This is a genomic window from Listeria immobilis (assembly GCF_014322845.1).
GTDB lineage: Bacteria > Bacillota > Bacilli > Lactobacillales > Listeriaceae > Listeria > Listeria immobilis.
Genome location: NZ_JAASUA010000001.1, coordinates 253,525 through 268,534 on the forward strand (window position 1 = coordinate 253,525; position 15,010 = coordinate 268,534).

A 15,010-nucleotide genomic window follows, 5' to 3' on the forward strand; every position below is an offset into this window, starting at 1 on the left:
TTAGATTATTCATTGATTTTGAGTCAAACATTTTCTTACCATCACATCCCCCCTCTCAAATTTAAGCAACAAAAAAAGAGCAAATATTTTTCTATTTGCTCTTAATATGCTTTCTATTCTTTTAATAATTCAATAATTCTTGTTCACTATTTACATTGACAATATAGGCACCACTTCGAATTGTTTTCATTAGTTGTAACATAGTAGACCTTGGAACAGAAATACAACCTGCTGTTGCTCGTCCATTATCGACATGTAAGAAAATAGCGGAGCCACCTCCTACACCATGATTATAATTTAATGCCATTGCATATTCATATTGCGTTGGATAATCAGCTAAATGTTCATCCTTAGAACTTGAACTTGAACGTTCTTGCCAAGTATTGTATTGACTATCTTTTACATTAGAAATCCAATAAGAATTTTTAGTTATTTGTTTAAAGCCTAATTTTGTTCCGGGATTATGTGTTCCAAATGCAAAGCTTAGTCCATAAGCTCCCCGAGGTGTTCTACTAGCATACTCACTACCAGTACCGACCCCTTGACTGCCAACATGTCCATAAGTTGAAAGGCTTTGTTTCCATGTTCCATTGCTTTTCTCCCACAGTTTTACTTGTGCGCTACTTCCAGAAGCAACAACTGTAATAATTTGATTTGATCGTTGGGCTAAGCTCATTTTTGCAACAATAGGTTGATTGATAGCACTAGAATTACCTTTGTTACTTGAGTTCGAACCTGCAGTTTGTTTTCCACTTCCACTTACATTCCCCGAAGAATTAGTTTGGTTATTTGACGAAGAACTAGAAGCTGAACTTCCATCTTTTTGACTTGAACCATTTGAATTAGCTTTATTAGAAGAAGCATTATTTTCTTTTGTTTGTCCGTTGCTACTTGCTTCATTTGTTACGCTAGAAACTTTATTTTCTTCAGTTTTCTTAGCTGCTTTTTTAGTTTGTTCTTTTTTAGCTTCTTGTTCTTTTTGTGTTAATAATTTCCTGGCTAATGCTATATCTTTTTGTAAATTCTTTTTTGCAATTTCTTGAGGTGTTGCTTGTTGTGCTTTTTCTGCCTTATTAATTGAATCATTTGTTACATTCGTTGCTAATTCTTTTTTTGTATTGTCTTTAAATAATCCTAAAACTTGTTTTTGTGCTGATTGTACTTGACTAAATAATTTTTTTGCTTTTTCCAATTCAGCAGTTAATTTTTTTTGTATCGAATTTGATTTAATTTGTTTAATTTGTTTCTCTATATTTTCCACATCTTCTATTTTATATGTATCAGAAAGTTTATTTTGTTTTTCATCTGTAAACAAATTCTCAATACTAGAAGTTGTATTTGAAACAAGTGCTTCTTCCTTATCTTTTACCACTTTTTCTTTCTGTTCTTGTTTCTCTTCTGCTTTTACAGCTTCTTGATGTTTCACTAAAGATACAGAAACAAAAATAGTTAGTACTAAAAAACTACAAACAACTATCCAAATCGTTCTTTTCCCTTTCATTTCTTCCACTCCTTTTTGCCTATCTATAACTTATCTTACTAAATTATTTATAACATATAAAATATATTACATTATTAGTTTCGTTTAAGAGCAATACACTTATAGACAAATCAAGCTAAAACGCTTATAATAAAATTGTTGAAGTTTTATTTGAAGCGCGCTTGATTTATCTCAAGTGCGTTTTTTTATTTAGTTGTCAAAGAACAATCAGTAAAAAAAGTTAGCTCAACTAAGAACTAACTTTAAAGAAATTATTGTTTTATAAAAATTTGTCCAAGTTATATATTATGTAAACTAGAAAATTAAATACTTAATCAAGAGAAAACTGTTGCCCTCTCTTGATTTATAACATCGAAAATCTCATTTATTATTTTACATATATTGTGGTTAACTCAGGACTAGTAGAATTTGGTTTCAATATCCATCCTGTACGGCATTGGTACATTGTTTTTTTGGACAGACATCTATATCTTTGTTTGGATTTCTTCTTTCTTCACCTGAAATTGTTTCCTTCAATTTTATAAGTAAATATAATTTTACTGAGGCTACTTTCTTTGTGTTTTGCTAATATTTTGTTTAATAATTGGGTCTTTTCCAGCTTTCACTGAATCTATTGTTGCTTTCAATTAGACTTAATTAATGCTTTATAAATCACTTCATCGTCAATAAATTTCTTACCAGTTGACAGTATTCTTCGGAAACTTGATTGGAATAAACGGTGTTTTTATCACCCAAATGTTGTATTTTTTTAGGCTGTAGTTTCTCAATTTCTAGATGATGGTAGGTTTTATATAGCTGTTTAAATGTCACTTCCATTCCGTGGGAGTTCAAAATTTCTTTCAAAGACTTAGATACCGCATTTTTTAGTTTACGATCATAGGAAAGTACATCCCGGGCATCATCAAATAATTCTAAAATAGATTTCCCTAACTGTCCATTAAGATAATTAAAATGTGAAATTTTATTTCGTTTTCCTTTCGATTGCCCAACAAATACTTTCAAGTGCTTTAAGGTTGATTGTAATTGCTTAAGATCAGTTTGTAGCTGTATATTCTCGTTTTTAACTATATATTCTGGTCTAGAGGTATCTTGAATATTATATAACTCATGACACATATATTTTTTATTACAAAGCCCTATCCAACTTGCAACTCTATACTTAGATTGTTTTTTTCTAAAACGTAATTACTTAAAAACTGGAAATCACGATCAGCAATAGACATATATCCTGCTAATCTTGAAAGTAAATCAATAATTAGTTGATGGAGATGTCTTATTTGCGTTAATTCTACCTTTGCCTTAGTCCAGTGGTAGTTATTAATATCATTAATGACTCTTTGATAGTCTTTTCTCCATTTTGAGTCACGTGCTAACTTTGGTTCTTTTATCCATTGATTATGTAAATTTTCGCGATAATTCATTTTTTCGGTTACATCATATTCATGTAATTTTGCGATATCTTTAGCCACAACTTTATAATCATCTGACATGGAAAATAATTTCTTTAATATTGTTTCCGTACCATATTTTTTTACTAAATCGATACTTCGGTTAATGACTGGTGTTTGTCCATCTTCTTGTGTATAAGGCAATGAGTGAAGCAATTCATCGGAAACATATAAGGACATGCTTTTTTTCCAAGCTTCTTTATCATCAAAAAGTTCTTTCCAATCATTGCACCCTTTTTCGCCATTTAAAAGCGCTAAACCAATTACTTCTCTTGCTTTGGTAAATGTGTTTATTTCTTCGGTGGACTCCAAAGAATTACTAAATTTTATCATTTCATTACGTAATTCACTTAGTTGTTTAGCATCTAATAATTTACACATAAGCCAAAATGCAATATAAGAATCATCCATTTCCGTATGAAAAGGAACTTCTAAATTATCACTTTCTGACTCTGTATTTTCGGTTGGATGGCAAATAAATGTTAATCTATTCTTTTCTATAAAAGAGTTGAAAGCTTTAATAAATATTTGATTTATAAATTTTTCGAAATGGTTAATTTGTTCCTTTTCTTCTTGTTTTTTTTGATAGAGCATTAGTTGACTTTGAATGTAACTCATATATTCTGAGGGCTTTTCATCTTTATCCATATCTCGAATATCTTGAAATGCCTTGGCGTAACCTTTTTGTGCTTTGTTTAATTTTAAAATATAATCTACACTTGACTTAAATAAACCGTTATTGGTAGTGAATTTTGGTAAGAATACTTGATAATAAACCATTTTAAATAATGAATATTGAGACTGAAACGCCTCCGAATGAAAGGCTCTTTTGTTATAGATGTTTAATTCAAGGTTATAATCCTGTTGTGTTCCATCTTGATTCTGATAATCAAAGCCTTTTAAATAAACTCGTTTAAAACTAGGTGCAAATGGAACTGCAGAAGTCAATAAGGACCATTCGAAATTAGGAATTGTAAATACTTGTTTAAGCTGGTCATTGGAATAGTAATCTAAAATATTGCTACTTTTCAATTTTTCTTTGATTAATTTTGGAACCATAGCTATTTCTGTATTAAAGAAATCTTTAAATAAGGTATCTTGATAATAAAATTCAGTTTTCTCCCAATCCTTAAATGTAGGTTTGTTAAAAATATTTTTCCAACTATGCTCCTTAAAATGAATTATTTCATTTCTTATTGGTTCGATGGCTCCCCTCATCCCCCATGCAACTAATTTAATATTATCCGCAGTTATTTCTTGAGAAAAGAACTGCGACCATTGACGAATGAATTTTTTTTCAGTTATATTTTTAAAACTATTTTTAAAAGTATTTATTCCTAAAATATCGTTTTCACAAACAGGATCGACCATATTTCTTAAATTATTAGAAGCAAATAAACAAGCATTGATAAACTTTAAAGCAAATGCTTCCCCCATTTTAATTTTTTGTAAGATATCTGAGTCAACTGTCGATTCAATCTCATAAGAAGCTAATTTTCCTTCTTGGAGAATGCGTTGAACTATTTTATTTTTCAACCGGTGCTCTATTCTATTTTGGATGAATTCTACTTCTAAATTGCTAATATCCTGAGCTTTGCTTTGTGTTTTCTTAATAGGAAAATAGGTTTCAAGATGTTTTCTTATTTCTATATTAAATTGATTCAGTTCGGAATCTTCCTTCAATTTTCCAATTATTTGTCTTTCGTGGTCTTGGAGAGTGGACTTAAGTTTATAGTTTATCTCTTTATCATTTTTCTTGGCTGATTTTAAAGTAGTTTTTAAAGCAGTAGTTAATTTTTTAAGTTGGTACTTTTCGCTTAGTAATTGAATATTAAAAGGTTGCTCTTTTATTAAGATTTCGTTCATGTATTTAGCCATTAGTTTGCCACTTCTTGATTTTGTAGATTGAATGCTATTGTTACGAATGGATTTTTTTATTAGCTTCGTTCGCGATGAAATATAATTTTCAGCCCAATTAATATAGACTTCCATGTCTTTAGCCATTAGTTTGCCACTTCTTGATTTTGTAGATTGAATGCTATTGTTACGAATGGATTTTTTTATTAGCTTCGTTCGCGATGAAATATAATTTTCAGCCCAATTAATATAGACTTCCATGTCTTTGCTAAAAGATTCCCAGCAAATAAATGTTCCTTGTTGTTTTTGTAAGCTTTCTTCTAACAATTGTGAGAGATTTATTTCTATTCTGTATTCTTCACTTTTGACAGGAGTATTTTCCTGAAAATAATATAAACTTTTTTTGAAACGATGATTGAAGGAATCTGTGATATTAAGTTCAGTGACATTCGAAACTTTGATTTTTTCCTGTTTATTTTTTTGTAATAATCCATGAAATAATTTTTTCATTTGCTCCGGATGACGAATAGTTTTGTTTACCACACTTGTGTAAAAAGAACTTTTTTTGCGATGCATAATTTGTTCAGTATTATCCTGCTTTTCACTTCCATAAACTAACCGTCCCCCGTATTTATCCCTAGACATTAGCACTTTTTTTCTATTAATCTCTACTTTGGTAATTCTCATAGTTTTCACCTCAATGATTTTTTGTTCTCTCTCCTATTGTACATATAATCACAAAAAAATAAAACACCTAAATGATGGATAAGTGTTATTAGACTTATCCACATTAGACGTTTTAGTCCTCTTTCATATAGAGGTAGTCTTTTACAATTATATCAATGACCAAAAGATGGTAGGTTTTAGTCCTCTTTCATATAGAGGTAGTCTTTTACCGTTAAAGTAAAAGTAAATGATTTTGACGGGTTTTAGTCCTCTTTCATATAGAGGTAGTCTTTTACTCGAATTAATTTTATGCGTTTAAGTGGGGAGTTTTAGTCCTCTTTCATATAGAGGTAGTCTTTTACAAAAAATAGAAAGCTTGTTGCATTAACTAGTTTTAGTCCTCTTTCATATAGAGGTAGTCTTTTACACGAAAGTAGTTGAAGCGATGGGCGGCGTAGTTTTAGTCCTCTTTCATATAGAGGTGATATGTCTCTTACTTCAATAATAGTAATTAAAGTAAAAAATGTAAAGCGTTTAATAGAATAGTTTGAGGTTTGCGTGAGAATACATTGTTTTCCGGATACTCTATATCGCTTTAGAGCCATTTTCCATTATGTGAATTTAGGATTTTAAAAAAAGAAATATTTGTCTCCACTCAGTTGTCCTCTTGTTTATTAGACTTTTTAGATAGATACTTATGATATAAAAACCAATTGAATATTGTACCTAAGAACAAAAGTATTCCTGCAATCCATTTAAAGTTATGATTTAGATATGCATATGAAAAATACAGGGCGATAATTATTAGAATAATCATTCCGAAAAATAAATGAATGAAGCTTTTTTCAAGACAATCATCTCCTTTTATGCTTTTTATGTAATATAACATAGAGTAACTTGCATTAAACTGAATATTTTCGAACTTCAGCTGGGACGTAATCAGTTATAAACTGGTTGATTTCTTCTAATGAATTTGAAAATAAGGTTTTATCTCTATCGGCTTGCGTGAGAAAACCGTTTTTTACCATGCTGTCATATAAGTCTTTTAAAGGATCATAAAAACCATTTTCGTTAAATAGAATGCAAGAATTGGGGTTTTGACCGATTCTCGACCAGGAAATCATTTCGGTAATTTCTTCTAGCGTACCAGGTCCTCCAGGTAGTGCGATACAAACATCTCCTAGATCAAGCATTTTTTGTTTTCGTTCTGCCATTGTATGAACAGAATACATCTTGGTTAAATGCATATGTGCTAATTCTCGGTCCATTAAAAATCTAGGCATTACGCCAATTACTTCTCCTTCTCCCTTAATTACAGTATCAGCAATTACGCTCATCAGTCCAACTTTTCCTCCGCCGTATACTAGTGTATGTTTTTGCGCGGTAATCCATTCACCTAACATTTTCGCAGCTTGTTCATAAGCTGGATCATTTCCTTTGCTTGCTCCACAGTAGACAATGATATTCAAATAAGTTCATCCTTTCATATAGTCTTCATTTTTTAATAATGCATTTAAATATTTCTCCATATATTTATCTTTATGTTGTGAATTGTATTGTGTGATAAAACGAGGATGTTCTAATGGAATAATAGTATGGAAAAACTGATATTGCTCATTTAATTTTGATAAAAAAGCATAATTTTCGCCACTTCCAATACAATAACATATAGAGGTATCAATACCAAAATTTATTTGGCTACGTATGGATTCGATGATAAATGGTAATAAAATGGCTTGGATTTTTTTGTTTTCATAGTAATTACAATTGACTTCTTTTCCGTTTGCATTTATTTTTGCTATACCTAGTGGGCAGACAAAATTCATATAGAAATCTGAATAAAATTGCTGACAACCGCCATATTCATTAATAACATCATATAAAAAGCCTGACGAAGACTTATTTATGTGAAATTTATCTATAAAAATACCAGTTTCGTTTTGGAGATGTTTAGCGTCTTCAAATGGTACACCTGTTACCGCGGATCCTTGGCGTGCGGGTGAGCTTCCAAGTATTAGGCGACGAGGCTTGGTGTCATTATAATATTTTTGGTAAAATGCGGTCGTTATTTCCTTTACTTGGTCTTTTTGGTTACCGTTATATGGATTGATTAATTTAAATCCAGCTGGTAATGCTAGTGTATTAAGTGAAAGCGTTTTGTTAAATTGAAGTATTTGTTTAGCAAATGTCTGGCTTTCCTTCATGTCATACAATCCCCTCGATGTTGTAATTTAAGCTATTATCATATAAATCTTAACATATATTTTGCATGAATAAAAAATAAGTAAAACCTCGATTGCAGGCTTTACTTATTTAGGTTAATTTTTTACAAATGCTTGAATAATCGCATGTTTTTTAGTTGGATTTATAGCATGTACACGATATGTTTTGACTTGTTCAGGGACAATGAATGTTTCTCCGTAATGAACAATAAAGGGGTGGAAGGAATTATCTAAGGACTCAATTTGTGCTGTCTCCCCTTCGACTAGATTTAACATATTAACGCTGCCATTTGTATTTAAGATAATTGAATCGTTGAACCAGTGACGCTCGGTTTGGATGAACTCTAATTCATGGAGACCTGTTTGCTCGGATGTGATTTTGGAATCTTTATACAATATTTTTGTTTGGTTTATCAAATTATTTTGGACCCAGTTGGTATCTCGTTCCATTTGGATATTTGCTGCTCCGTGATCGATATGAAGTGGCCGCGGCAAGCCATCTAAACCAACACGTTCCCAGTCCCAAAGTTTAAAAGTAAAGATATATGGTGTGGCGCTTATTTCTAGAACGACGGTATCTGGACCGCCACAGTGAATAGTACCAGCTGGGATGGAGATATGATCATGTTTTTTTACTGGGAAGACATTAATATGCTTTTCATCGGGAAATCTAAAGTGACCTTGTTCTGCTTTTTTTAAATCTGCCAGAAGCGCTTCTTTCGTTGTATCTGATTTTACGCCAAGATAAATAGTGGAGTTCTTTCCTGCCTCTAAAATATAATAACTTTCATCTTGCGTATAATGAATTCCAAACTTTTCTTGGGCATATTCAACGAGTGGATGTACTTGCAAGCTTAAATTTCCGCCGCCAACTGTATCAAGGTAGTCAAAACGAATCGGAAATTCTTTTCCAAAACGACTATGCACTTTTGGTCCTAATAGCTCATTTGGAAATTGATGTACAATATTGATTGCTGGAACTTCCACTTTTACATTATCAAAGCTTAAAATAATACTGCTTTCTTCTGGTATACCGTCAAAAGCCCAGCCATAGTTGGCGACATTTTGGTCTAATTGGAAGTTTTCTTTCATCCACTGGCCGCCCCAAACACTTGAATCAAAGTAAGGAACAAGGCGGAAAGGTTGTTCCGTAAACTGTTTTAAACCAGTGCGATAAGCTGCAGCTGAAATCATTTTAGGTTGATTTTTATTATTAGTGTCTAAAATGAAATCTGTCGCTTTGTAAAGTTGATTTTTTAAACGATCTGCCATACGCCACTCAAAAAAATAACCACGTTTAAATTTGCGAAGTGCATCTTCACTTGGGTTATTCGTTTTCCAATTTGTTAGGTTCTCGTATCTAAAACGGCGCTGAATTTCCCAACGTGTGAGATCCGCATAGACAATAATATCTGGATCCGTAATAAGTGTGGCCCCTGTTCCATAGATAACAATAAGTCCTGGTGTTTCATTTATTTGTTTTTTTAATTTATAAACTTTTTCTGGGTCTAAAAATTCATTGAATACATAATTCGACATAATGCCGAAGACGCGATCTTCAGTTATTGTTCGCTGTATCATTTCTTGGACTTCTTGAGTAGTTATCATTGCATCATCTGCTAAAATGATTTTTTGGGGATTTAAAAGAGATATAAGATTGGTTTTAATTTCTTCTATATTTACTCCTGGATAACATTCAATGGCAATAATTTTAGAAGTCGAACTTTTTTCTTTAAGTACTTTTGCTATATCTGCATAATTATCCCAACCAGTCTCAGATGATTTTATTTTTATTTCAGGTTTTAAGTCGTATTTAGCCATTCAAAGCTACTCCTTTTTAAAAAGTGATGTTAAATTAGCGATGTTTTCTGCTGTTCTTGCTAAATTGTCGTTTGTTTCACAAAAAATAGTCGCGGAATCTGTTAGTTCGGGAATGATTGGGAATACTGCATCTATACCATTTTGATAAGCAAGCGAATTTTCAATACGTGTACTACCAACAATTGCTAAAACAAATGCATCTGCTTTTTTAGCTTCTGAGGCTACTCGAACAGGTATTTTTCCCATCACTGATTGCGCATCCATTTTTCCTTCTCCAATAATAACTAAATCTGCATTAGCTAATTGCTGCTTTAACCCAGTAAGTTGGATAACAAGGTCTGCTCCACTTATTATTTCTGCATTTAGAATAGCGGTCAGTCCTGCTGCAATACCTCCTGCTGCCCCGCTTCCCTTCATTAGAGAAACTTTTTTAGCAGCAAATGCATCTAACTTTTCTCCGTAATTGGTCATTGCTTGTTCGAGTTCGATAAGCATCTCCGGGGTTGCCCCTTTTTGCCTACCAAATGTGAATGTTGCCCCCTTCTCTCCCAATAATGGATTGGATACATCACTAGCAATTTCGAAGGAAACTTGTTTTAAGCGTGGATCTAGTTGTGAAACATCTAAATGGTCGAGGTTGGTTAAATGAATTCCCCCTTGCTCGATGCTGTTGTTATTTTTATTAAGAAGTTGAACCCCTAGTGCTTGTAATAATCCTGCTCCACCGTCATTTGTGCCGCTACCTCCAAGTCCAATAATAATCTTATGGATGTTTTGATCTAAGGCAGCGAGTATAAGTTCACCAACACCAAATGAGCTTGCAAGTGCAGGATTTCGTTTATCAGTAGCAATTAAATCTAGGCCAATGGCGCGCGCTGATTCAATCACTGCAGTTTTTTGATCTTTTAAAATACCATAGGAAGCAAGTATTTTCTTTCCATCTAACCGTGTAATTTCTGTTTGATATAACTCCACCTCACAACTTTCTTTTAAAACGTCTAAGAGCCCTTCGCCACCATCTGAAACTGGTGATAAATAAATCGTGTCAGTTGGTCGCGCTTTTTGCCAGCCGGTTTTTATTGCCTTTGCAACTTGCATGGCACTAGCACTTTCTTTAAAAGCATCTGGAGCAATGACAATGTTCATTTATGCCCTTCTTTCAACCAAATCACTTCATAAGGAAACAATGTTATCTCTCCTTCGATAGTTTGATTATTTAATAGGTTTTTTCCTGCGCAAGGTAGCTGTTTGGTAGTTTTTTTACAAGAGACATTAACGATTCCATAGATACACTCATCACTAGATTCACGTTTTAATGCAAAAATATCCGCTCCTAAATCTATTATTTCCTGCTTAGCAAATGGTGAAAAGGCTTGGTGGTTACGACGAATGCGGATTAGTTTTTTTAAAGAAGAAAAGATTTTGTTGCGATATGGATTTGATTTTAGTTCAGTGTATAGTTGATTTATTTCCAACTTTTCTCGATTAATACGGCGGTTTATTCCCGTAGACACTAGTCCGTTATAGTCATTTTTAGAGCCAACCAATGAATGGTAATAAATTGCCGGCACACCTTGTAACATAAGTAAAATGGCATGGGCTGCAACCATTTTTTGTGTAATAAGCGCTTCTGTTATATCTTCTGTTTTATTTTTTAATGCCTCACTGTAATTAATATTTAATTCGTACACGGATTGCGTACCATCAGGATTATCTTTATAGGACACTTGTCCGCCATTTTCTTTCGTTTTTTCCACTAAAAAACCAATTTCTGCTTCTGATAAAATACCTGTAGCAGGACGCATTCCAATGCCATCGTGACTAGCTAGGAAATTGAAATAGGTGGCTGTGTCTGATATAGGAGAGATACTACTCGCCCATTTAGAAAGTTTTTTAGAGTTATGGGTTGTCATTGTATGCAAAACGAGTGGTGGTAGTGGAAATTGGTAAACCATATTCGCTTCATTTTCACCATTTCCAAAGTAACGAATGTTTTCTTCGTGTGGGACGTTTGTTTCAGTAATAATCTGTAAATTAGGATAAAGTTCATCAATTAAAATACGCCAAAGTGAAATAATTTCATGCGTTTCTTTCAAATGCATACAAGTTGTTCCTGATTCTTTCCACAAAAAACCAATCGCATCTAATCTAATGCTTGTTGCGCCTTTTTCGGCATATAAAAGAAGGACATTTGTTAGAGCAATAAGACAATCAATCTCTTTCACATTTAAATCTAATTGATCCTCACTAAAAGTGGTCCACAGTTCTTTGCCATTTTCGTATTGATGAAAAAGTGGCGACGTTCTCGGGCGAACAACATTTCGATAGTCAAAATGAACATCTTTTTCAATGAAAAAATTTGTAAATGGTGCTTCTTGTTTTATATAACTTTGGAACCAACTACTTGATTTAGAAATATGATTAGCGACAAAATCAAGCATGACACGAAAATCTTTTGACAAATGTTGCACATCTTTCCAATCACCTAATGATGAATCAATCGCAGTATAATCTGTCACTGAAAAACCATCATCTGATGTATAAGGGAAAACTGGTAATAAATGCACGTCTGTAATGACATCGGACGTCTCTTTTATTAAAAATTCATGCAATGTCTGTAGTGGTGCTTTTCCGGTTTCGTAAAAGCTATCGCCATACGTAATAAGATAAATATTTTGCTCAGAAATGGTTGCTATTGCCTTTTGAGGGATTTCTTTGTAAGCATTTATACAATGAAGCATTTTTTCTAGATAGTCCGGTTGATATTTTTCTTGATAAATTAATTGCAACTTTTCTTCTATTTTCTCTGTAAAAGTTGTTTGCATATTACTTTTCCTCCAATAATAGTGTGACAAATCCTTTTTGTGGAAGACTTATGCTATTATTTGTAATTGGTGTTAGTTTTTCTTCTGCCAGTGAAACTAGCCAGCTATCCGCTCCAAGTGATGTTTTAAATGAAAGTATTTCATCTTTTTCAGTTGGATTGAATAAACGGATGATAATGCCGTTACTCTCCCAAGCGTTTTTACAGGTACTCATAAAGATGGCGGGATTATTTATTTCGAATAAGGAAGTTTGATTTGGCAATTCTTTTACCGGATAATCAATTTCAAATCGTTCTAACCGTTCTTCAAAGGTGTTGAGAGTTTGTAACTGGTAACTTTCGATATGACCTTCAAACTGATTGGATTTTTCAAATAGATCCCGTTCATTTAAAGCTTCGTCTTGCGTGTAAATAGCATATTCGAATACCATTTCCTCTAGCATTTGTCCATCAGGGGTTGGAACGACTTTATTGTTAATGCCTGATGCCCTACCTGGTCGCCACATTAAATCATCTTTTCCGAGCAAACCATTACTTCTAAAAAGAGTTAGAGCAATTTCATCTGTCTCAGGTAAGATTTCATACTCTTTCATACCGCGGACAAGAAGTGCAAAGGTTTTAGCTGCTTCTGAAACAGCTATAATATTTTCGAGTGGATAAATTGGTACGGGTGCTTCTACAAAGCCTTCCTCACGCCAATTAGCTAAGTAAGGGTTCGTTGTACTTCGCTTCAGTAAACTATAACCTTGATCCGCATAAGAATGTTGTGGGTTAGTTATTTGTGTTTTTACTAGTGTGCGAATACGGTGGTCACAAACTTGATTGTTTATTATATGGCGTACTCGAGCAAATGCTTCTCCATGAATCAATTCAATTTCTGTCAGAATATCTAAAATTTTTGTCCGTTTTTTAGTTATTCGTTCTTCTAAATTACTAGGAATCGTCATGGAATGTTTTAGCTGCATTTTACTAAATAACTGATTTTTTTCTACTGTTAATAGTTCACATGTTTCCATATAAATAGTTTCATCATTTGGTAATGGTGAGAAATCGAATGAATCACCTGCATCTGCTACATTTTCAAAGCGAATAAAATTTGGTATTTCTGTTTTGGTTTTTTTATTGATTAGATTCAGTTTGCCATTTTGAAAATGAATCGCTATATTTTCGTTCTCAATGGATTGATCAGAAATAACCACGAGTTCATCTGCATTCTTAGCAGTAACATGTATCTCTACTGTCATGTACCCTAGTGCGGGAAGTATCCGTTCTTCTAAAAGCAGCTCTGTACGGTAATAGGCTGGAATGGTCACTTCTTTTTCTCCTGCCGCAGTTACGATTATTTTTCGCCCACCATCAAGTTGTTCTTGTTTAAGGATGCTATAAGGCCAGTTTTCTCCATTTGAAACTAGTTCAAATGATTTTTCAGCTGTAAAGACGACTAATTTTACGGCTTGTTTCGTTTTTCGTGGATTAGTATTGAAAACAAGTGCAATATTACTGTTTTCTTGTTTTTGGCTAACAGCGTGTGCAATTTGTTTTTTCAAAAGATTAATTAAGTCATCAGTCATTCGAAGCGCGCTAGTAAGACGGACGACAATATCGTGGTTGGCATCATCTGAGTTGGAAGCGCCAATTCCATTATGGGCATGACTATCAAACAATTTTTTCCAAATAATATCGAGCCATGGTTGTGGGTATTCTAGCCCAGCATTTTTTGCAATAACGGCTAAAGGCTCTAAAATATGAATAATTCTATTTTCAACTAAATAGTTAAGCCGTTTTATGTCATAACGTTCTGAACGACAAGTATTATGGATACGAGACTTCTGACAAGCAATTAACTCCCCGCTTATTTCATTAGGGAAATTTGATTCCCAGGCCTCATCCATAAAGCTTTCATAATCAGATAAGACAAAGTGGTAGCCTAAATTCATTTCGTTTAGTTCGGCAATAATTTCAGGGAAGTTTTTACGAGCTAACACCTGATCTCCTCCTGCTGGCAAAAGAAGCACATCTGTATGCTCATTCATAGCTGCTAGTTTATCTAAAATCGGCAATAACCTAGTTGCTACGTATTCTTTGTCGCTACTTAAAAATTTTCCAGGGCCATAACCAAAGAAAATATTATTAGTTGGAATAGATTGTTGATTAGGAGAAAGCCAATGAAAATGTAAGTCTTTTTGAACTTGATTGTTATATACACCGCGCTGGAAAATGCTATGCGTCATATTAAATGATTTATATATAGCTGGTAAGTAAGCATGTTGACCGAAAATATCTGGTGAATAACCAATCCGCATACTATGACCAAATGCTTCCCCCATTTTGTACCCATATAGCAGGTTTCGAATAACTGCTTCTGTTTTTACAAGTAACGAGTCTGTCTGTGTATACCAAGGTCCAACAAAAAGTTTTCTTTGCTGGATTAATTTCTCAACTCGAGCTTTATTTTCAGGCCGAATTTCTAAATAGCGTTCAATAATTGACATCTGTCCATCAAATGAATAACTTGAAAAAGATTCTTTTGTTTCTAGTAAATGTAATAAATAATCCATATTTTCAACCAATAAGATATGGGAATCTTCCATGGTGAAATACCATTCATGATCCCAGTGGGAATGCGCAACCACATGTACTTTTTTCATTATTTAACAACCTCTCAATTCAA

9 protein-coding genes and 1 CRISPR repeat array are annotated in these 15,010 nt (G+C 33.2%); all 9 genes read right to left on the reverse strand.

The features are described from left to right. Positions 1–121: 121 nt before the first annotated feature. The 9 genes from HCJ45_RS01460 to HCJ45_RS01495 all read right to left on the reverse strand — a co-directional run bounded on the left by HCJ45_RS01460 (position 122) and on the right by HCJ45_RS01495 (position 14,987). A complete protein-coding gene (locus HCJ45_RS01460; protein WP_187123806.1) occupies positions 122–1,501 on the reverse strand; it encodes a toxin Cry1Ac domain D-VI-related protein in 1,380 nt (459 codons plus the stop codon). Positions 1,502–2,152: 651 nt separating this feature from the next. After that, a complete protein-coding gene (locus tag HCJ45_RS14860) occupies positions 2,153–2,617 on the reverse strand; it encodes a hypothetical protein (protein ID WP_222717874.1) in 465 nt (154 codons plus the stop codon). Positions 2,618–2,637: 20 nt separating this feature from the next. Then, positions 2,638–5,493 (reverse strand): type VI-A CRISPR-associated RNA-guided ribonuclease Cas13a, encoded by a 2,856-nt coding sequence (gene cas13a / locus HCJ45_RS01465; RefSeq protein WP_222717875.1) that lies wholly within the window; start codon positions 5,491–5,493, stop codon positions 2,638–2,640. Positions 5,494–5,602: 109 nt separating this feature from the next. Then, positions 5,603–5,965: a CRISPR direct-repeat array (repeat unit 36 nt; unit sequence GTTTTAGTCCTCTTTCATATAGAGGTAGTCTTTTAC). A gap of 409 nt (positions 5,966–6,374) precedes the next feature. Next, positions 6,375–6,941: an LOG family protein gene (locus tag HCJ45_RS01470; RefSeq protein WP_187123807.1), complete on the reverse strand. Its 567-nt coding sequence runs from the start codon at positions 6,939–6,941 to the stop codon at positions 6,375–6,377. 6 nt (positions 6,942–6,947) lie between these two features. After that, the gene (locus HCJ45_RS01475) at positions 6,948–7,676 is read right to left on the reverse strand and encodes an SMUG2 DNA glycosylase family protein (protein ID WP_187123808.1); all 729 of its coding nucleotides are present in this window, start codon (positions 7,674–7,676) and stop codon (positions 6,948–6,950) included. 114 nt (positions 7,677–7,790) lie between these two features. Further along, complete coding sequence (locus tag HCJ45_RS01480) at positions 7,791–9,515, reverse strand: class I mannose-6-phosphate isomerase (protein ID WP_187123809.1); 1,725 nt, start codon at positions 9,513–9,515, stop codon at positions 7,791–7,793. A gap of 6 nt (positions 9,516–9,521) precedes the next feature. Next, entirely contained in the window at positions 9,522–10,661 is a 1,140-nt protein-coding gene (locus HCJ45_RS01485) for a glycerate kinase family protein (RefSeq protein WP_187123810.1), read from the reverse strand. Further along, the gene (locus HCJ45_RS01490) at positions 10,658–12,340 is read right to left on the reverse strand and encodes a sugar phosphorylase (RefSeq protein ID WP_187123811.1); all 1,683 of its coding nucleotides are present in this window, start codon (positions 12,338–12,340) and stop codon (positions 10,658–10,660) included. The genes HCJ45_RS01485 and HCJ45_RS01490 overlap by 4 nt, the downstream gene beginning before the upstream one ends. A gap of 1 nt (position 12,341) precedes the next feature. Next, entirely contained in the window at positions 12,342–14,987 is a 2,646-nt protein-coding gene (locus HCJ45_RS01495; RefSeq protein WP_187123812.1) for a glycoside hydrolase family 38 N-terminal domain-containing protein, read from the reverse strand. Between the last annotated feature and the right edge of the window lie 23 nt (positions 14,988–15,010).